Origin of the sequence: Caproiciproducens galactitolivorans, assembly GCF_026672255.1 — a bacterium.
Taxonomy (GTDB): Bacteria; Bacillota; Clostridia; order Oscillospirales; family Acutalibacteraceae; genus Caproiciproducens; species Caproiciproducens galactitolivorans_A.
The window spans coordinates 87,452-105,566 of sequence record NZ_JAPOHA010000006.1 but is presented as its reverse complement, the minus strand read 5'-3'; the positions used below and the strand labels follow the sequence as shown (position 1 = coordinate 105,566).

The 18,115-nt window shown below is 52.4% G+C and carries 15 protein-coding genes; 3 read left to right on the top strand and 12 right to left on the bottom strand.

Annotated features, from left to right (window positions below; all coding sequences use genetic code 11):
- Positions 1-30: 30 nt before the first annotated feature.
- Complete coding sequence (gene mtaB / locus OUY18_RS07315; protein ID WP_268058105.1) at positions 31-1,317, bottom strand: tRNA (N(6)-L-threonylcarbamoyladenosine(37)-C(2))-methylthiotransferase MtaB; 1,287 nt, start codon at positions 1,315-1,317, stop codon at positions 31-33.
- 129 nt (positions 1,318-1,446) lie between these two features.
- On the opposite strand from mtaB, the gene OUY18_RS07310 reads away from it, so the two are divergent.
- Positions 1,447-1,686, top strand: a complete 240-nt coding sequence (locus tag OUY18_RS07310) for an HPr family phosphocarrier protein (RefSeq protein ID WP_268058104.1) — start codon at positions 1,447-1,449, stop codon at positions 1,684-1,686.
- Between the two features lie 38 nt (positions 1,687-1,724).
- Here OUY18_RS07310 and abc-f read toward each other — a convergent pair whose 3' ends face one another.
- Entirely contained in the window at positions 1,725-3,623 is a 1,899-nt protein-coding gene (abc-f, locus tag OUY18_RS07305) for a ribosomal protection-like ABC-F family protein (protein ID WP_268058103.1), read from the bottom strand.
- Between the two features lie 78 nt (positions 3,624-3,701).
- Positions 3,702-4,157 (bottom strand): hypothetical protein, encoded by a 456-nt coding sequence (locus tag OUY18_RS07300; protein WP_268058102.1) that lies wholly within the window; start codon positions 4,155-4,157, stop codon positions 3,702-3,704.
- 120 nt (positions 4,158-4,277) lie between these two features.
- Between OUY18_RS07300 and OUY18_RS07295 the strand changes: the two genes are divergently transcribed.
- Both OUY18_RS07295 and nrdR read left to right on the top strand, forming a co-directional pair.
- Complete coding sequence (locus tag OUY18_RS07295) at positions 4,278-5,063, top strand: sugar phosphate isomerase/epimerase family protein (protein ID WP_268058101.1); 786 nt, start codon at positions 4,278-4,280, stop codon at positions 5,061-5,063.
- A gap of 81 nt (positions 5,064-5,144) precedes the next feature.
- Complete coding sequence (gene nrdR / locus OUY18_RS07290) at positions 5,145-5,603, top strand: transcriptional regulator NrdR (protein WP_268058100.1); 459 nt, start codon at positions 5,145-5,147, stop codon at positions 5,601-5,603.
- A gap of 51 nt (positions 5,604-5,654) precedes the next feature.
- On the opposite strand, the gene OUY18_RS07285 is transcribed toward nrdR, so the two are convergent.
- The 9 genes from OUY18_RS07285 to OUY18_RS07245 form a co-directional block, all read right to left on the bottom strand.
- A complete protein-coding gene (locus OUY18_RS07285; RefSeq protein ID WP_268058099.1) occupies positions 5,655-6,692 on the bottom strand; it encodes a hypothetical protein in 1,038 nt (345 codons plus the stop codon).
- 15 nt (positions 6,693-6,707) lie between these two features.
- The gene (locus OUY18_RS07280; protein WP_268058098.1) at positions 6,708-8,294 is read right to left on the bottom strand and encodes an MBOAT family O-acyltransferase; all 1,587 of its coding nucleotides are present in this window, start codon (positions 8,292-8,294) and stop codon (positions 6,708-6,710) included.
- Between the two features lie 6 nt (positions 8,295-8,300).
- Positions 8,301-8,531: an acyl carrier protein gene (locus OUY18_RS07275; protein ID WP_268058097.1), complete on the bottom strand. Its 231-nt coding sequence runs from the start codon at positions 8,529-8,531 to the stop codon at positions 8,301-8,303.
- A gap of 25 nt (positions 8,532-8,556) precedes the next feature.
- Positions 8,557-10,074 (bottom strand): amino acid adenylation domain-containing protein, encoded by a 1,518-nt coding sequence (locus OUY18_RS07270; RefSeq protein WP_268058096.1) that lies wholly within the window; start codon positions 10,072-10,074, stop codon positions 8,557-8,559.
- Between the two features lie 215 nt (positions 10,075-10,289).
- Positions 10,290-10,706 carry an asparagine synthase-related protein gene (locus OUY18_RS07265; RefSeq protein ID WP_419196127.1) on the bottom strand — a complete coding sequence of 139 codons (417 nt, stop codon included), beginning with the start codon at positions 10,704-10,706 and terminating at the stop codon, positions 10,290-10,292.
- A 208-nt stretch (positions 10,707-10,914) separates the two neighbouring features.
- Positions 10,915-12,624: a DUF859 family phage minor structural protein gene (locus OUY18_RS07260; RefSeq protein WP_268058095.1), complete on the bottom strand. Its 1,710-nt coding sequence runs from the start codon at positions 12,622-12,624 to the stop codon at positions 10,915-10,917.
- 14 nt (positions 12,625-12,638) lie between these two features.
- Positions 12,639-15,152 (bottom strand): phage tail spike protein, encoded by a 2,514-nt coding sequence (locus OUY18_RS07255; protein WP_268058094.1) that lies wholly within the window; start codon positions 15,150-15,152, stop codon positions 12,639-12,641.
- On the bottom strand, positions 15,152-15,859 hold the full coding sequence (locus tag OUY18_RS07250; RefSeq protein ID WP_268058093.1) for a distal tail protein Dit: 708 nt from the start codon (positions 15,857-15,859) through the stop codon (positions 15,152-15,154). The genes OUY18_RS07255 and OUY18_RS07250 overlap by 1 nt, the downstream gene beginning before the upstream one ends.
- Positions 15,859-18,048, bottom strand: a complete 2,190-nt coding sequence (locus OUY18_RS07245; protein ID WP_268058092.1) for a phage tail protein — start codon at positions 18,046-18,048, stop codon at positions 15,859-15,861. Before OUY18_RS07245 ends, OUY18_RS07250 begins: the two co-directional genes overlap by 1 nt.
- Positions 18,049-18,115: the final 67 nt, after the last annotated feature.

Here is an 18,115-nt window from a genome sequence, read left to right as displayed (position 1 = left end):
CCACAGTTTTGTTTATTTTGTAAACAAGTCTTAGCGTTCCCCAATACAGAAGTCGTTCAGTGCCTGCGTGATTTTTACCGGGACAATACGCCCGGAAAGGGATTCGCCGCTGTGCGTTTTTACCGGGGTATAGTTTTCCGTGTAGCCCTCGTAAACCCCTTTTTCACATTCGCGCTCAAAGAGAACCGGTTCGGTTAAACCGATCTGCCGGGTGAAAAAGTCCTCTTTTGTTTTTTGGGTTACTTCGATCATCCGGCGGCTGCGCTGTTCCTTTACCGCCTGCGTTATCTGGCCGGGCGCGTCGTTCGCTTTGGTTCCCGGGCGGCGGGAATACGCGAAAACATGCACCTTCGCAAAGCCGATTTCCTTCGCAAAGTCCAGTGATTTCTGAAATTCCTCCTCGGTTTCCCCGGGGAATCCGACCATAATATCCGTTGTTATGGCGGCATTTTGAAATGCCGCGCGAAGATTTTTAACGATGGTACGGTATTCATCCGTATTGTAATGCCGGTTCATGCGCCGCAGCGTTTCGTCGCAGCCGCTTTGCAGCGACAGGTGGAACTGCGCACAGAGCTTTTTCTGGCGGCTCAAACGGGCGATCACGTCCTCGCTGAGCTGTTCAGGCTCCAGGGAGCCTAAACGTACCCTTGCAATGCTTTTGGGCGCGCAGGCGGCTTCTACGGCGTCGCAGAGATGCATTCCGATCTCCTGTCCGTAAGCGGAAAGGTTTATTCCGGTCAATACGACCTCCCGATATCCGTTTGCGGCGATTTCGCCGATCTCCTTTTTCAGCTCGTCCATGGGTTTGGAGCGCACCCTTCCGCGCGCGTAGGGAATAATACAATAGGAGCAGAAGCGGTTGCAGCCGTCTTCAATTTTTATAAAAGCGCGGGTTCGTTCATAAAACCGGCTGACGTTCATCGCCTCAAAACCGGCCGCCTTTTCGTGGGGGACAATATCCACAATACGCTGCCGCGAGGAGAGGTATTTCAGAATGTCCGGAAGAAGCGAGGAGCGGTTGGAATTCCCAAGGACAATATCCGCGTCGTGCAGTTCCTCTGCGGCTTCGGGAAAAGCCTGCGGCATACAGCCGGTCAGCACGATGACGGCGTCCGGGTTTTTGCGCCGCGCGCGGTGAAGCGTCTGCCGAACTTTGTGGTCGCTCATGGCCGTTACGGTACAGGAATTAATTAACACAACGTCACTTTCCTCTTCCGTGTCGCAGGCGCAAAAACCCGCGGAAGTAAGCTGGGACAACATTGCCTGCGATTCATACTGATTTACTTTGCATCCGAGCGTAATAACAGAAACTTTCATTTTTTCCCCTTTTAAAAATTTGAATATTTAATTTTGCTATTTGTCAAAATGTCTGGTGATTATTGATATTGACCAAAATGCCGTAGTGCTATATCATAAGATACGAATTTTGTATATGGAGGTAATCTGATGTACACAACTTCTATCGTATTGTCAAGCATTGAGGCTGTAAAAAAATTTGTTACATTGACAAACAGCTATACCTTTCCGATAAACCTGACTACAGATAAATACAAGATCGACGCCAAATCCATAATGGGCGTTTTCAGCATGGACCTTTCACAGCCGGTAACCATTGAGGTTCCGAGCGATGAAGGAAAAGATTTTATTGCCCAGCTTGATCAATTTAAACCCGTAAAACAAAACTGAATCGCTTGAGACAAGCCCGGCGGAAGCCGGGCTCTTTTTTATTCTTCATACTTTTGGGCGAGAATGCTCCATTGCTGATACAATTCATCGTTCTTCCGGGTTAACGCGCTGATTTTTTCCGTAATTTCCATAGCGGCCTGATAATCGCTCGCCACTTCCGGCTTTAACAGCTCCTGCTCCAGTTCGCCGATCTCCGTCTCGATTTCGTCAATCTGCGCTTCGTGGCGCCGCATTTCCGCCTTTTCTTTCCGGATCGCCGCGTTCCGTTCCTTTTGCAGCTTGTATTCGTTCGGCTTAACAACGGTGTTTTCCGCTTCCTCTGCTGTCTTTTCGCGGCTTGCCGCTATGTACTGGTCGTAATTGCCGATAAATTCCTGCGTCCCGTTTTCGTCCAGATGATAGACCCGGTCCGCGATTTTATTAATGAGATACCGGTCATGCGACACAATAAACAGCGTGCCCTCATAGCTTTGCAGCGCGGCTTCCAGCGCTTCGCAGGACCCGATGTCTAGATGGTTTGTCGGTTCGTCGAGCAGCAGGAAATTGTCGCGGGAGAGCATCAGCCGGAGCAGCAGCACCCGGGCCCGCTCGCCGCCGCTTAACGCCGAGACCGATTTAAATACATCGTCGCCCTTAAATAAAAATACGGCGAGCGCGTTTCGGATTTCCGTCTGCGTCATGCGGGGGTAGGAATCCCAGATTTCGTCGATAACGGTTTTTTCCGGGTGGAGGCCTGCCTGAATCTGATCGTAATAGCCTGCGTCGATTCCCGCGCCGAAGCGGAATTCCCCCGCATCCGGCGTATAAATTCCTAAAATCGTTTTTAGCAGGGAAGTTTTTCCGCAGCCGTTCGGCCCGATCAGAAACACCCTCTCCCCGCGGTGAATTTCCAGATTTACGTTTTCGAACAGCTTTTTGCCGTCGAAGCTTAACGCAAGGTTTTCCGCCGACAGAACGTCGTTTCCGCCGCGCTGGCTGATGCCGAAATCAAAATGGATGCTGTCCGGTTTTTCATCGGGTTTTTCCAGCGTCTTTTCCAGCCGGTCGATCATCTTTAATTTGTTTTCCGCGGTTTTAATATTCTTTTCCCGGTTCCACTGGCGCTGCTGAGTAACGATTCCCTCGATCCGCTTGATTTCTTTCTGCGTATTGTCGTATTTTCGCTGTGCCGCCAGGTCATTTTCCTCTTTCTGTGAAAGATAAGTGCTGTAATTCCCTTTATAGACGGTAAGCCTTTGATTTTCCATTTCAAACGTGCGGTTGGTGATTTTATCCAGAAAATAACGGTCATGGGAAATAACAAGATAGGCGCCGGAATAGGAGCGCAGAAAGTCTTCCAGCCATTCCACGGACGGAATGTCCAGATGGTTGGTAGGCTCGTCCAAAAGCAAAAGGTTCGCGCCGCACAAAAGCATTTTTGCGAGCTGCAGCTTCGCTTTCTGCCCGCCGCTTAACACGCCGATCGGCATTGCCATCTGTTCGTCGTCAAATCCCAGCCCCAATAAAGCCGAACGCGCCCTGCCGCGGCAGGTAAGGCCGCCCATGGCAACAAAACGGTCGTTCAGGAGCGCCTGTTTTTCCACCAGCCGGTCAAGATCCTTCGGCTTTGCCTGAAGGCGGAGGTTGATTTCCTCCAGTTCCTTTTCCAGCCGCAGTAAATCCGAAAAAACGGTTAATACTTCGTTATAGGCGCTGCGGTCAAGATCGCGGCAGACGTGCTGCTCCATGTAGCCGAGCACCGTTGCGTTCGCTTTAAAAATATCGCCCGCGTCCGGCTGGAGTTCCCCGGTCAGAAGCTTCAGCAGGGTGGTCTTGCCCGAGCCGTTCACGCCTACGAGTCCGATCCGGTCGTTTTCCTGCACCTCAAAAGAAACGCCGCTGAAAATCACATCCGTGCCAAAAGATTTATTTAAATTGCTTGCGCTCAGCAAACCCATGAAAATTTACCCCTCTATATGTAAAGTGCGGAGCGTACAGGCCCCGCTCACATATTATAATGAAATGACGCGGTGAAATCAAGCGTACCAGGTGGGCTTCTTTAACGCATCAATGTTTTTCTGCTCGTTCAAAATATAATCTTCCGCAAGCTTTTTCGTTGAAATTTCGGCACCGTCAAGGCGGTTCAGGCTTTTTGTCATCTCCGAAATTCCCGCCGCAGTGCTGGAAATCATCACTTTCGCCATGTGCGTCGGTTTTTTATTTGCAAGCGTGTTCATCCGGATAGAACTCCGAAGAACTGCTTTTTTCAGAAATTTTTCCGAATCGGGCATTCTTCCGTTTTCACGCAGCATTTGCTTTGTTTTCTCGGCAAGGGTAAGATAATCCGACTTCTGGCGTTCCACCTGGCGGCGAAGCGGCGGTTCGTTCCAAACCTGAGGAAGGATCATTTGCGCTGCATCCAGCCGTAACTGCGTCGTTTTGTAAATGTGATTGAGCAGAGAAGCGTTTTCATCTAAATTTTTTCTTTGCATAACATCCTCTCCATGAGCTGTATTGGCGCTCTGCCTGCAATTATCGTTTCCAGTCCTTCCGCGATTAAACTGGACATTTCCTTTTTAGCAGGATATAATTTCATTTGAGGTGATTTTTTTATGCGTTCCGGTATTTCAACAGCTTGCCTTTATCCTATGAATTTGGAACAGGCACTCTCAACGCTGATCGGAATCGATTTCCACCTTTTTGAGGTGTTTATCAATACAAGCAGTGAATTAAAGCCGGGTTATCTCCGGGAGCTAAAACAGATGACGGAAGAGAGCGGCAGTTGCGTGAAATCCATTCATCCATTCACCTCCGGTTTTGAAAGTTTTCTGTTGTTTTCCGACTACGAGCGCCGCTTTAACGACGGCCTTGAATTTTATAAGCAGTATTTTCAGGCGGCAAACCTTTTGGGCGCGAAAATTCTGGTCCTTCACGGTCAGCGCAACGATAAGCGCAGCCGGATCAGTGAAAATGAATATTTTGAGCACTATGCCCGGTTATTTGAACTGGGAGAATCCTTCGGCGTAACGGTGGCGCAGGAAAATGTGAATCTTTTCCGAAGCGACGACCCGAAATTTATTACAAGAATGCGGGAATATCTCAGAGACGAGTGCGCGTTTGTTCTCGATATTAAACAGGCTGTGCGGGGAGGGGAAGACCCCTTTGAAATGTGCGCCGCAATGGGTGAAAGGCTGGTTCATGTTCATATCAATGACAATAAGCCGGGAAATGACTGCCTGCTGCCCGGAAAGGGAATCATGGATTTTGATGCGCTGACACGAATGATGCTGGATTATCATTACGCGGGAGATTTGATTGTCGAAGTTTACCGGCGCGATTTTAAGGATGTAGAAGAACTTACCTCCGCAAAAAAAGTAGTAGAATCGCTGATTTACTAATAATTGTTATTAAATGCTTGAAAATGAATTATAAAATATGTTATAATTACACAAAATATGAATTGTTGAGGTGATCCTACGATGCGGTGCCCTTTTTGCGGCCATGAGGAGTCAAAGGTAATCGATTCGCGTCCGACCGATGAAGGCGAAAGAATCCGGCGACGCAGAGAGTGCTTAAAATGCTCGAAACGCTTTACCACCTATGAAGTTATTGAAACGGTACCCATTGTGGTGATTAAAAAGGATAAATCGAGAGAAACCTTTGACCGTAACAAGCTTTTAAACGGGTTGCTGCGCGCATGCGAAAAAAGACCGGTTTCAATCGATATGCTGGAGCGGATTGTCGATGAAATTGAAAATATGCTTCAGAATTCGCTGGATCGCGAGGTCCCTTCCAGCTTGATCGGGAAATATGCAATGGAGAAACTAAAGGATATAGACGAAGTGGCGTATGTCCGTTTTGCTTCGGTTTACCGCCAGTTTAAAGATATCAATACGTTTATGGAAGAATTAAACAGGATGATTAAAAATAAATCCTGATCATAAAGATCGGCGGCAGGTGATTCCTGCCGCCGATTTATTCTCTCTGTTTCAGACCGGAAAGGTTATCTGCCAACCGTTTCCAAGGGGTTTCCTGCCATTCGCCGGTGCTGCGTTTTGACGGAACGGCTTTCTCTCCTGATTGTGCTTGCGCAGATAAATCGTAATTTCACGCGCAAGCTGTTTTGTAGCGGCATCCGCTCCCGCCGAGTTGCAGTGGGCGATATTGTTATAGATGTACCTGCGGGGATATTTCCGGTCGGCAATCTTTGTTATGATCGGCGCGTCAAGCTGCTGGGAAAGACTGCGCTGTAAATCGTCAATGTCATGCGCGGAGGATTGAAGCGATTCGTTCAGATACGGCGGAAAGGAAATCAGGAAGGTAGCGCCTCTTTCCCTGCAATAACGGTTGTAATCGTTCAGGAAGGAAAGAAATTGGCCGCTGTACTCTTTCCTGTTGAATGTGGTTTTCTCGTTTGCCTTATTCAGGCTCAAATGACGGGGAAGCGTACAGCTTCCGCGGTAATAATCATAATTCCCGTTGCGGTCAAAGGAATTGCCGTTGTAGGCGGGCGTCTGCCCGTCCCGGATATTCATGCAGTATTTCAGCTTTTTTATCAAATAAGAAGGATAATACAGAGCCACCTTTCTCCAGTCGCTGGAAGAAAAATAACGGTACATGGAAAAATTGTTTTCACAGGCTGTCAGAACGATGCCGGGGGAAAAGGAATCCTCCGTGGAAGGCTCCAGTTCCACAACCATAATGTCCCCTTTTTGAATATTGGCTTTTGAAAGATTTAAGATATACTCGAGACCCGTCCCGGAATGGATGCCAAGCGTCTGAACCGGCATTCCGATTTTCTTTTCCATTAAAGACGCGTTCAGGCTGAACGGAACGGCGGAGTCCCCCATAATGACCACCTTGGGGGAACGCATCCTCCGCAGGGAATCGTACTGCACGCTTAACGCATGCTGATAGGTATTATGGAACTGTATCGGCAGGCCGAAGGTAATAAAAGCGGCCGTGCAGCCTATCAGAGCCACCATCAGAAAACAAAACAATATACTTTTACAAATAAATTTTTTCATAGAGTTCTCCGTATCTTAAAACTGGAAATAGATGAACTGTGTGGGGTCGTTGCTGGATAAAACGCCGAGGAAAACAACCGAGAGGGCCGCGGTACAGTAAACAGCCCACCTCACGGCGGTGCTCTTCTGCGCAAGCGTTTCGCGCAGATTCATTTTCCTTTGCAGCAGGCTTACTGCCAGCAGAATACCGGTGCTTAAGACGAAGAAGAGCAGATCGGTCTTTGTAAAATCCCCGTTCAGAAGAGAAGTTCCCACTGCCGGGCGGCTCATCAAGAAAATAGAACGCATGACGCCGAAAGCTGTCGGCAGATTATCCGCACGGAAGAGGATGAACCCGAGGCATACCAGGAAGAATGTCCGGGCAACCCGGAACAGCTTCCATCCGAACTGCTCGGGATGAACGTTCAGTCGGTTATTGATTTTTTCAAATACCGGTTTGCACAGCATACTCAGAATAATCAAAAGGCCGTAATAAACGCCGTACACAATATAGTGCCAGTCGGCTCCATGCCATAGTCCCGTCGTAAGCCACACAATCGAAAGGCCAAAGATGGCCGGCAGATTTTTCGCAAAGTCCGCGTGAAAATGCTTTCTGCCGAATTTGCCGAGGTTCAGTCCCGCTTTGGACAGCGAGAGCGGATAAAATAAATAATCCTTAAACCATGTTCCAAGCGTGATATGCCATCTGCGCCAGAATTCGGAGACGGTTTTTGAAAAGTACGGCCGGTTGAAGTTCTGTGCAAGACGGATTCCCATAAACTGCGCCGCGCCGGTTGCAATATCGATATAGCCGGAAAAATCGGCGTAGATCTGAATAGCGTAAACAACGGCCGTAATCGCTAGCTGAAAACCGCTGTAGCTTTGATAGCTGCTGTAAACGGTATTTACCAGAATTCCCGCCCGATCCGCTATGACAACTTTTTTAAAATAGCCCCAGAGCATGAGCTGTAAGCCGTATTTCGCGTTGTCATAATCAAATTCGTGCGGTTCGTAAAGCTGATGGGCAAGGTCGTCGTATCGCCCGATCGGCCCCTCCATAATCTGGGGGAAAAACGAAAGGAACAGAGCCAGCTTCGCAGGGTTTTGCTCCGGAGGATATTTCCCGCGGTAAACGTCGATCAGATAGCCCATTGCCTGAAAGGTATAGAAGGAAATTCCAAGAGGAAGAATCAGCTTCAGCACAGGGAGGCCGGCTGAACTGTGGATGGATTTTGCAAAAAAATTAAAGTTGGCCGACAGGAAATTAAAGTATTTTAAAAATGCCAGTATGCCGAAGTTTAAGATGACAACGGCAGCGACAATCCGTTTCTTTCTGCTTTTACAGATCGCTTTGCATTCTTTTGCCTGCTCCTTTGAAAAAACGCCCTTATTCTGCAAAAGGGTGATTTTCTGGTAATCCGAAACAGCGCCTAACGCTTTCGCGGCAAAAAAGGTTGTCGCCGTGGTGCTGATTAAAAAGAAGCCGAATTTCATGTTGGCAAACAAATAAAAGAAATAACTGGAGATCAGCAGAAACACCCACTGGTATTTTTGGGGCACCAGAAAATAAAGCATGGCGGCGGCCGGGAAAAACAGAAAAAAGTTCAGCGAGTTAAATGTCATAAACCATCATGCCTCGTCTTTCAGGCGTTCAATCAGTTCTTTCATGGCTTGTACCGAATTAAAGTTTTCAGGGGTGATTTCCTCTACGGGAATCTCGATATCGAACTCCGAATCGAACTCGGATACAATGCTGACGATATCGAGTGAATCCAGAAGGCCGTCCCCGATCAGGTTCTTTTGATTTTCAAAGTCAATGTCCGGCCGGAACTGCTTCAGTATTTTAATAATTTCTTCCATATATTTCAACCTGCATTTCTTTCATTTATTTTTTTAGAGATTCCTTTAATGTCACCCGGTCAATCTTTCCGTTTGCGTTCATTGGCATGCGGTCAAGCTTTATAAGCCGGTTCGGAAGCATGTATTTCGGAAGCAAGTCCCTCATTCCCACGAGCACCGCCGCGTCATCCAGTGTTTCGGACTGGTAGAACAGAACAATTTTATTTGCCTGTTCGTCGTAGACGATACATCCGTTTTCCATGTTCGGCAGAGAGAGCGCCGCTGTTTCGATTTCTCCGATTTCAATCCGGTGCCCCATATGCTTAATCTGAAAATCGCGCCGGCAAAGGTAAATCAGTTCATGGCGCTCGTTATATTTCACCAAATCGCCCGTGCGGTAAATCAGTTCCGGATAATACGGGTTCAGCGGGTTCTGCACGAAAGCGTCCCTTGTTTTTTCCGGATTGTTGTAATATCCAAGGGAAAGCGATGTTCCCCGGACGCACAGCTCACCGATCTCCGAACCTTTTACCGCTTCGTTCTTTTCGTTCAGTACGATAATATCCGTATTGGCGCAGGGAAAACCGATCGGCAGAGGTTCGTCGTCGGACATTTCACGGTCAACCATGTAATACGCGCAGACATCGGTGATTTCCGTCGGCCCGTACAGGTTTGCATACAGCGCGTCCGGCAGCGCCCGGCGCCAGATGTTCAGCTGCTTGTTGGGCATCACTTCGCCGCAGAATAAAATTTTTGTCAAGTACTGCGGAATCTGTTTCGATAGAATTTTGGAATTTGCCGCGTAGATAAGCGCGGACGGTACCCAGAAGATGGTGTTGATTTTTTTCTCATTCAGGTATTCGATCAGTTTAACGGGGAAAATAAACAGCTTTTCCGGGATAATATACGTGGTTGCGCCGGTTTTTAGTGTGGAATAGATATCCAATATCGAGTTGTCAAAGTAAAAAGGAGCCTGATTCCCAAACCGGGTGTTTTCATCAAAATGAAAAGTATTGCAGACCCATTCGATATAATCGATTACGGAGCGGTGGCAGATGGTGACCCCCTTGGGTGTTCCCGTCGAGCCGGAGGTAAATAAAATATACAGCGGGTCGGTGTCGATTTTTCCGGAAAGTGCCGCTTCGATTTTCCCGCTGTCGATGCTGTGGCTTACCGCGTCCTCAATCAGAATAATCTGCTCCTCGCAAAACCCGAGGGATTGCGCGGCGGGCAGCAGTTCTTTTGTGGTAATGATCAAACGCGGCCGGAGCGTATCCTTGATTTTCAGAAGCCGCGCCTGCGGGGAAGTACTGTCCAGCGGTGTATAAAAATCAGCGGCATAGGTGATTCCCATAAAAGCGGTGATACAGTTTACGCTCTTTTTCAGGAGAACGACAACGGGTACGTTTCTTTCGCTGTTTGTCAATTCCAGAATGCGGGAAGCAATCGCCATTGCGGCGTTTTTCAGACCGCTGAATGTGATTTCGGTTTCGTCGTCTGCAAAAGCAATTTTCTGAGGAAATGCCTTTGCGCTGTTTTCTAAATAAGAAAGAATATTAACCAATAGCAAAGTCTCCTTTTGGATATATTTGGGAATTTCTTCAAGAAAATCCCATTCGCTTTCAACATTATAGTAAGCGTTTTTCTTTTTGTCAATTAACCCCAATTCGAACGAAAAAAAAGTTAAAAATTAAAAAAAGCGCATTGCATCGCGCAAATACGCCTTTTTTATTGTTATTATATGGAAATTATCGGTGTTTTCCAATCATTACAGTTTCATTACAATTTAATTACAATTTCATACTTTTTCAGCCAAAAATTGATTTGAAGTAAGTAAGCCATTAGCTGCGGACCGGCCATCAATTGGCCGAACCAGGGTTTTCCGTAATCAGATTTTTCGCCCAGAAGCTGCGCGGCGGCGGCTTTATCAATCAGCTGATGGATCGGTTCGTCGCTGTCTGAAAGTACGGCGGCCAGCCTTTGCTTGACGATCAGCTCATAAGCGGGATTATGGGTTTTGGGGTACGGGCTTTTTTTGCGTGCCAAAACATCTTCAGGCAGCCAATCCTTTGCTGCGTCACGCAGCAAACCTTTGACGACGCCGTCATGGTTTTTATATTCCCATGGCGTATTGAAAACGTACTGGACGATTCGGTGATCGGCGTAGGGAACGCGGACTTCCAGCCCGCTTGCCATGCTTGCCCGGTCCTTCCGGTCCCATAAAGGAAAAATTTGCTAAGTAAGTAAAATTTTTACAGATTGTCCGTACGAGGATTGCCCGAAGTCCCGGTGTCCGGATTGATAGAACCAGGCAAACCGTAAAATCCTGTCATGATAGTATAACTCTGAAAGGCAGGAACATCAAGTGAATGCGAAAGAATCGCCGGATGAGAATTTTTCGCCGTTACGATTCATAAATTGCGACCCAGTGGATTCCCCACCTTAAATCCGACGAGGAAACTTCATTCGTGATGATCACGCTGAACCCCGTCGCGCTGATGCTTTTGATGTTGCAGTAGCCGAACCCGTTGGTGTTGAGTGAGGTCAGGACATACGGAACCTCGGGCAGGGTCGCTCCGAAACTGATATTGATTTCCGGGGAGTAGTAAATCGAGCCGTACGCCGTCTGCGTGGCCGTCGTGCCGGAGACAGCGCCCCGCAGAAGGCGCAGGCCGCCCACGGCGTCGGCGCTCGGATGGTAGGCGTCGCTGTAAGCCTTGGAGCCGCTGATATAGACGTCTCCGCCCACATCCAGCGCCCCGTTCTCCGGAATTTTGTTGACGCCCACCTGCCCGTCGCGGATCGAAAAAACCGGCTTTGCCGTGGGCAGCAGGGCCGGCAGCGTGGTGGAGATATAGTAATCGGACGCAACAATCTCAAAGTTGAACGACGAGTCGATATCGAAATCCCCGATGTTTTCATCGAACGAAAAGGAACCGCCGTCCAAGGCGGGAGAGATCGGGACATAATCGCTCCACGAGCTCGACGAAGTCGCCTTGTACCGGAATTTCAGGGAATACTGGTTCTTTGTCAACATGTAGGCCGCGTAGGTTCCGGCGCAGGTCAGGATGGTTCCGGCTTCGATGTCGTTCACACGGGAGAGCGATACGGAAGAAATCGCCGGCGGGGAATAGGGGATCGTCGTGAGCGCGGCGCTCTGCTGAACCGTGTTGCCCCGGCTGTCGACGACGGTCACGGTCAGGCTGTCGTCTGCGGATACGGTTCCGAAGCTGATCACATTGGAACTGCTCGTCACCGTCTTGGAACCGTACTGCACCCGGTAGCCTGAGACCGCCGCGTAATTCTGCGCCGCCGCGCCGGTTACGGTGATCCGGAGGTTCGATTTTGTCCGGACGATCTGCGAAGCGTCGCCGGTCAGCGCGACCGTGTTGCTGTCCACGTCCTCATAGGAAAAGCCGGTGAACGACGGGTTGCTGTTCACGACGCGGGCCGTGATGGAAAGCTCCGTGTACCCGACCACGTTGCCATCCGTATCGTAGGTATACAGGCGAAGCGTTCCGGTCCCCACATTCGTGTTTGGGATCTGCTGGTACATTGCCGAAGCCCACCCGGACGTGTCCCAGACGTAGCTGTCGGTGATGTCGTAGCTGAGTGTTGCGGCATAGCTCCCGAAATACAGGTTGACCGCGTGCGTGAACGAAGCGCTTTTCCGGTTCGTGTAGATCGTAATGGAGCCGCCGATGTTGAACGAGCTCGAGGAAGCCGTGATCCGGCTTGCCCTCGGGATCGTTGTCAGCGTGATGTTCCGGGAAACGCTGAGGTTTTCCAGCTTCGAGGTGACGCTCGAATGGAAATACCCGACGATGTTGACGATCTTGGTACCGTCGGAATTGTGCGGAACGGTCACGGTTACCGTGCTGCCGATGTGAACCCAGCTTGACCCGACCGTAAAGCCGGAAGTATACGTCATGGCCCTCGAGCCGTTGATGTTGATATAGGCAAGGCAGGAATCGTCGTAAGACGGGCCGTAGCTGTCGCGGTGGACATACAGCGAAGCGGTGATCGACGACGTGTTCGCGGAGATGTTCTGCATGTAGGAATAGACCACCTTGACCTGCGAGCCGTTTTTCAGGGCGCTGATGATTTCAGCCATTCAAACATCCCCCCTCATAGTACCACGAAATCGACGCCGGCCCCGGCCCGCACGATTTCTTTGACGCTGCCGACGGTGAGATCGTCCTCGATGATGGTTTTCTGCAGCCGCGTGCCGTCCGGCGCGACGTTGATGCGGAGATCGTCCCCACGGTAAATCTCAAACGCCGAGGTGGAGATGTGCGCCTTCATGTCGGTCGTATTGCTCCCGATCGTCAGGCCCGTGCCATCCGCGATGAAATTCGTCGTATAAAGCTCCTCGTCGGACTGCACCCACGGCGCGACGTTCGTGCCTTCGGAAACGATCAGGTCGGACGCAAGGATTTCGACGGATGCGGTAATTTTTAAGGTGCAGACCGTATCGAGGGAATTGAACTGGAACGTGACGAACGTCCAGTCCGTGCCGGTGTCGGTGTTGTCGTATAGGACGGCTTCGGCGCTGTTCTGCTCGATGCTCACTTTCACTTCTCCGCCGGAACCGGAGGACCGGAAGAGCAGAGACACCGTGTGCGCCGCGTTGAATTTCAAAGAGAACTCCTGCGAGATGGCGCTGCCCGCAGCCATGAGAAAAGCCGAATTGCTGACCGTGTTGTTCGAGGTGTCCGTATTGGAAACGGTGGCGACCGTGCCGGCTGTGTCCCAGAACGTCAGCCCGTTCCGGCCCGCCGAGTTTTTCAGCAGGTTCCGGTAGCCGGTCCGGCTGACCGAAAGAGACAGTCCGTCCACCGCCTGCCGCATGACGGTGATCTGTGTTTCTACGTCCTCCAGTTTGGAATCGTTGTCCGTGACATACCCGTCGAACGTGCTGCTTTCGACTTTTGTTTGAATCGAGGAATCGTGCTGTTCGATGGTCGATTCCGCGTTGGAGAGCCGGAGCGCGATGCCGTCCTCGGTATTGGAAATCTGGTTGTCGATGCTGGAAACGGTGGTCCGCAGGCCGCCGACGTCGGTCTGGATGGTGGTGAGCGTCGAATTGATCGTCGTGATTTCCCCGGCGTTGGAATCGACGCCGTTCTGCGCGGTGTCGGCCAGCGCCTTGAGCTTTGCGGTGATCGCCCGCACCAGCGTGTTCCGGGCGGCGTAATACTCCGCAAATTTCTGCCGGTACTGTTCGCCGCTGATATCGGTGGTAATATCCCGGTGTTCATCGTCCAGCCAGAGCGGAACGCCGGACGTATAGAGCGCGCCGCCGTTCAGATAGTTCGACAGAAGCTGAAACGCATCGTTGTAATCGGAAAGCTCGGCTGAAATGCCGAGCGCCGCCGCCTGCGCAGCGAGAGTCTCTTTTTCATTGGCGAAGGCGCTCCATTCCCGCAGGGCGGCGCTCTTTTCGCCCGGGGTCAGCTTGTCGTCGCTGTTGATGTCCTCCACGCTGCCTGTGACGGCAGATACCGTCTGGTTTGTAACCGTGATCTCCTGCTTCACCTCGCTGATCTGCCGGGAGGCGGAGTTGATGGAATTGACGACGGAAATGCGCTTTTCTCCGATGGTCAGCGTTTCGAACCGGTCGGTCAGGCAGTCGTAGGAAACCGCGCACACCCGGAGCTTCACGCTGACGCCGAACGGCGCGTAGTCGACCGTCACGTCGTCGCCGAGGTTCACCGTCAGCAGGGATTTATATTTTTCATACCCGGAAATGTCTTTCCAGTCCACGAAATCCACGGATAGGGAGAGCGTCGGAATGTCGGCCCCGGCGAGGTACCGGTCGGTTACAAACTGCCGCATGGCGTCGTAACAGGATTCAACCGTAGGGTATGGGACCGCGCCGTCAACTTCCTTGCCCACCTGGTATCCAGTGTCCATTGCTGTGATGACCGGAAACGGGTAATCGGAAATACGCGGGCTGTCGATATACTTTTCCGGGAGCAGGAGAACCTGATTGTCTTCGGTCAGCGCCGTCGGCAGAATCCGCGTCGCCACGCCGGAAGCGTCCTCCTGAAATTCCAGCCCCGCCATGTTTTTCCCGTAGGCGATCCGCACGCCGTTGTTCGCGCCGAGCCGTGTGTTGACCGCAATATTGTAGTTGTCCCGGACGATCTCGCCGCCCCACCGGGAGATGAACGCCTGATCGGTGTCGCCGAGGAAAGCCTGCACCGGCGACTGCCGAATGAAGTACGCGGTGGAAGTATGCATGATATTACTCGAAAAAGTAAACGGCGTCGGGTACTGGCAGCCGTCCAGAATTTGCTGCCCGGCCTCCGCGCCGATTTTTCCGGTCGGCCTGACGTCCTCCACGAAATTCGCCAGCAGGTCGTAGAAGATGTGGCGGGCGTTCACCCTGATAGTGCCGTCGACCGCGTCCTTCACCACCCGGTAGATGCGGAACGCCTGCGCGCCCCGGTGGGTGTTTGCCCGGACGATGTTGTTTTTCTGCAGGCGTTTCCATTTGCCGAACGAGTCGACCGGATGCGTCAGTTCCAGCTCGAACGCACCGTTGATTTCTTCCGAAACGACGCACGAGATGGGAGCGACTGTCCCCAGCCCGTTGTTATCGAATTCCCGCGCATTGGAATCGTAGACCAGAATCATTACAGCCACCGCCAATTCGGAGTGATTTCAAGGGATGTGATCCCGCCGGAAAAAGAAATTGTATTTTCTCCCGGCAGGAGCGCCGGATATTCGCCTGTCATGATGGAGTTTTTGCTGATGAGTTCCACGCCGGCGTTCTGATACGTTTCCTGTATTTCAGAGTTTAGGATGATACTCTCGTCAATGTTGCTGAAAGACACGCTGTTTTCATTCACGGTCAGAGCTCCCGCGCCGGAGCCGGTTACCTTTATCATGGGAAAAGACTTCACCGTTCCGGGATTGGTGAGCGTCGCGCTTTCGCTGACCGTGACGGGAGTATTGTCCGTCGCGTACTGGAACGGCCGGCAGCTGAACACGATGATGAAATGAGAGGTGACCTTCAGCACGATCTCGAAGTCGATGCTGTTGACCACCTGCGCGAGGTATTTCCGGCCCGGAATGTGGCTGAAAATGAGATCGGCTTCGCCCGCGCCCAGAAGCCAGCCCTTTATGGCGCTGATTTTGGAAACGGGGTCGCCGAGAAGCGAGCATTCCACGGAGAGCGTGATATCCCCGTAGGTGCCCTCGTCGCGGCGGAGACTCGAGTCCATCCCCGGCACGTCGATGTAGGTTACCCGGCGCTCCGGCGACGGAATGTTGGGGCGCTTTTCCACATAGACGCCGAAATCCCGAAAGCTGTCTTTCCCGCCGAATTCGAAACTCAGCATCACGCGTTCCCCCTTGCCGCCGCTGCCTGCTGCCGATAGAACTCGAATTCGTAGGCAAGGCGCTGGATGTCCTTTTCCGAGTTGTTGACGAAAGTTTCGATGTGCAGCGTAAAGCCGCCGCCCGCAGGAGAAGTGCCGGTGGAACCGTTCGATGCGCCGTTTTGATTGACGGCGGACGATAGGTTGAAGCTCGTCGGGATTGCGGCCCGCATATCGGCGGAAATGCCGTCCATCGCCTTGCTGAACCCCTGCCCGATGCCCTGCGCCATATTCCCGCCGATCCCGGCGAACACGGTGGACGGCGAGCGGATGCCGAGCAGGCCTTCCACGCTCTCCACGATCCCGCCGAAGAAATCCTTCACCTTGGCATAAATCCAGTTTCTCATCCCGGCGATGCCCTGCCAGATGCCGGAGACAAGATTGCTCCCGATGTTCGTGAACGCGCCGAGCAGCCTGCCGAACCCGCTCACCATCACGGAAATGATCTGCGGCAGCTTCGCCACCAGCGTCGGGATCGCCCGGATCAGGCCGGCTGCCAGCGCGACGATGATCCTGACGCCCGTTTCGATGATGAAGGGCAGGTTGTTGACGATATAATTCACGATGGAGTCGATGATCTGCGGGAGCCGGTCGATCAGGCGCGGCAATGCGCCGATCAGGCCCCTCGCCAACCCCTCAATGATCTGGAACGCGGCGGCGAGCACCTGATCCATGTTGTCCAGAAGCGTGTTTACGATCGTGAGGACCGCGTCGATGACCGCGGGGATGAGCTCCGGGAGCGCGTCGCCGATACCCGCTGCCAGCGTAATCACCATCGTCAGCGCGGCACTCACCAGCTGCGGCAGGTTTGCGACGATCCCGTTGACCAGCACCAAAATCAGCTGCAAAGCGCCCTGCGTGATTTGCGGAAGCGCGCTGATCAGCCCCTGAAGCAGAGTCATGACGATCTGCGACGCCGCGCCCACCAGGAGGGGAAGGTTCTCGAGGATCGCGCCGCCGATGCTAGACACGATGCTCAGCGCGAGCTGGATGATCTGCGGCAGCTGCGCCATCAGCGTGGAAACAAGGCTGCCCACTGTGGTCCCGATGACCGCGCTGATTTTCGTCCAGTCGCCGTTCGCCTCAACCAGCCCGCTGGTGAAAGTCCCGAGCAGGGAGACGCCGCTGTCGGCAAGCACCTGCAGCTGAGGCAGAAGCACCATGCCGAGGACGTTTTTTGCCGCCGCGCCGCCGGATTTGAGCCGCTGGACGCTGTCGTCGAATTTGCCGAGAGCCTCCAGCGATTCCGTGCTCATGACCACGCCCATGCGTTCGGCCTCGTCGGTCAGCGCGGCGATGCCCGCCGAGCCCTGCTCGATGAGGGGGTTGAGCTCCTGCGCCGATTTGCCGAAAAGCTGCATGGCAAGGGCGTCCCGCTCGGTTTCGTTCGAAACGTTGCCCAGCGCGTCGATCGCTTCCCAATAGACCGTTTCGGAATCGCGCAGATTTCCGTTGGAATCAGTTACCGAAACGCCGAGCGCCTTGTATGCGTCAGCCATTTTGCCGGTGCCCGCCTGCGCCGATGACATAGAGCGCACGTTTTTCGCCATAGAGCCGGTGAGTGTTTCGAGCGACGTATCCACCAGCTCGGCGGCGTATTGGTAAGCCTGCAGGCTGTCGGCGCTCATGCCCGTGACCGAGGACATCGTCAGGACGTTGTCGGCATACTCCGAAGCGCCCACAGTCATGTCGGTCAGCGATTTCGCCGCCCCGACGGCCGCCGCGCCGACCGCCACGAAAGCCGTGCCCATCGCCGCGCTCACGCCTTTGAGGACGCCGCCCAGCTTCTCGAATTTGCCGCCCGCGTCGTGCGCCTGTTTGCCGCTGTCCTGCACCTCGTCGCCGAATTTGTCGGCGTCCTTCGCCCCATTCTGAAACTCGCCGCCCGTCGCTGCGAGGGCTTTTTCGTTCCCGGACAGCTCGCGCTCCATGCCGTTGAGCTCCGCCTGCGCCTTGTTGAGCTGAACCTGCCAGTTCTGGGTGCGGCGGTCATTCTCGCCGAAGGAGGAGGCGGCGTTGTCCAGCGCGGCTTTCAGAGTGGTGATTTTGTCCTTCTGCGCGTCGATTTCCTTATTCAGGACAGCGTTCCGGGCGGTGACGGCATCTACCGACTTGTCGTTTTTATCAAACTGGCTGGTGACGAGCGTCATCTCCGAACCGAGGACTTTGAAACTCTGGTTGATGTCGCGGAGCGCGTCCTTGAAAGCTTTTTCGCCT

Excerpts from the sequence above, each read along its gene's own strand:
- mtaB (WP_268058105.1), bottom strand. The coding sequence starts at position 1,317 with ATGAAAGTTTCTGTTATTACGCTCGGATGCAAAGTAAATCAGTATGAA.
- OUY18_RS07310 (WP_268058104.1), top strand. The coding sequence starts at position 1,447 with ATGTACACAACTTCTATCGTATTGTCAAGCATTGAGGCTGTAAAAAAA.
- abc-f (WP_268058103.1), bottom strand. The coding sequence starts at position 3,623 with ATGGGTTTGCTGAGCGCAAGCAATTTAAATAAATCTTTTGGCACGGAT.
- OUY18_RS07300 (WP_268058102.1), bottom strand. The coding sequence starts at position 4,157 with ATGCAAAGAAAAAATTTAGATGAAAACGCTTCTCTGCTCAATCACATT.
- OUY18_RS07295 (WP_268058101.1), top strand. The coding sequence starts at position 4,278 with ATGCGTTCCGGTATTTCAACAGCTTGCCTTTATCCTATGAATTTGGAA.
- nrdR (WP_268058100.1), top strand. The coding sequence starts at position 5,145 with ATGCGGTGCCCTTTTTGCGGCCATGAGGAGTCAAAGGTAATCGATTCG.
- OUY18_RS07285 (WP_268058099.1), bottom strand. The coding sequence starts at position 6,692 with ATGAAAAAATTTATTTGTAAAAGTATATTGTTTTGTTTTCTGATGGTG.
- OUY18_RS07280 (WP_268058098.1), bottom strand. The coding sequence starts at position 8,294 with ATGACATTTAACTCGCTGAACTTTTTTCTGTTTTTCCCGGCCGCCGCC.
- OUY18_RS07275 (WP_268058097.1), bottom strand. The coding sequence starts at position 8,531 with ATGGAAGAAATTATTAAAATACTGAAGCAGTTCCGGCCGGACATTGAC.
- OUY18_RS07265 (WP_419196127.1), bottom strand. The coding sequence starts at position 10,706 with ATGGCAAGCGGGCTGGAAGTCCGCGTTCCCTACGCCGATCACCGAATC.
- OUY18_RS07260 (WP_268058095.1), bottom strand. The coding sequence starts at position 12,624 with ATGGCTGAAATCATCAGCGCCCTGAAAAACGGCTCGCAGGTCAAGGTG.
- OUY18_RS07255 (WP_268058094.1), bottom strand. The coding sequence starts at position 15,152 with ATGATTCTGGTCTACGATTCCAATGCGCGGGAATTCGATAACAACGGG.
- OUY18_RS07250 (WP_268058093.1), bottom strand. The coding sequence starts at position 15,859 with ATGCTGAGTTTCGAATTCGGCGGGAAAGACAGCTTTCGGGATTTCGGC.
- OUY18_RS07245 (WP_268058092.1), bottom strand. The coding sequence starts at position 18,048 with ATGACGCTCGTCACCAGCCAGTTTGATAAAAACGACAAGTCGGTAGAT.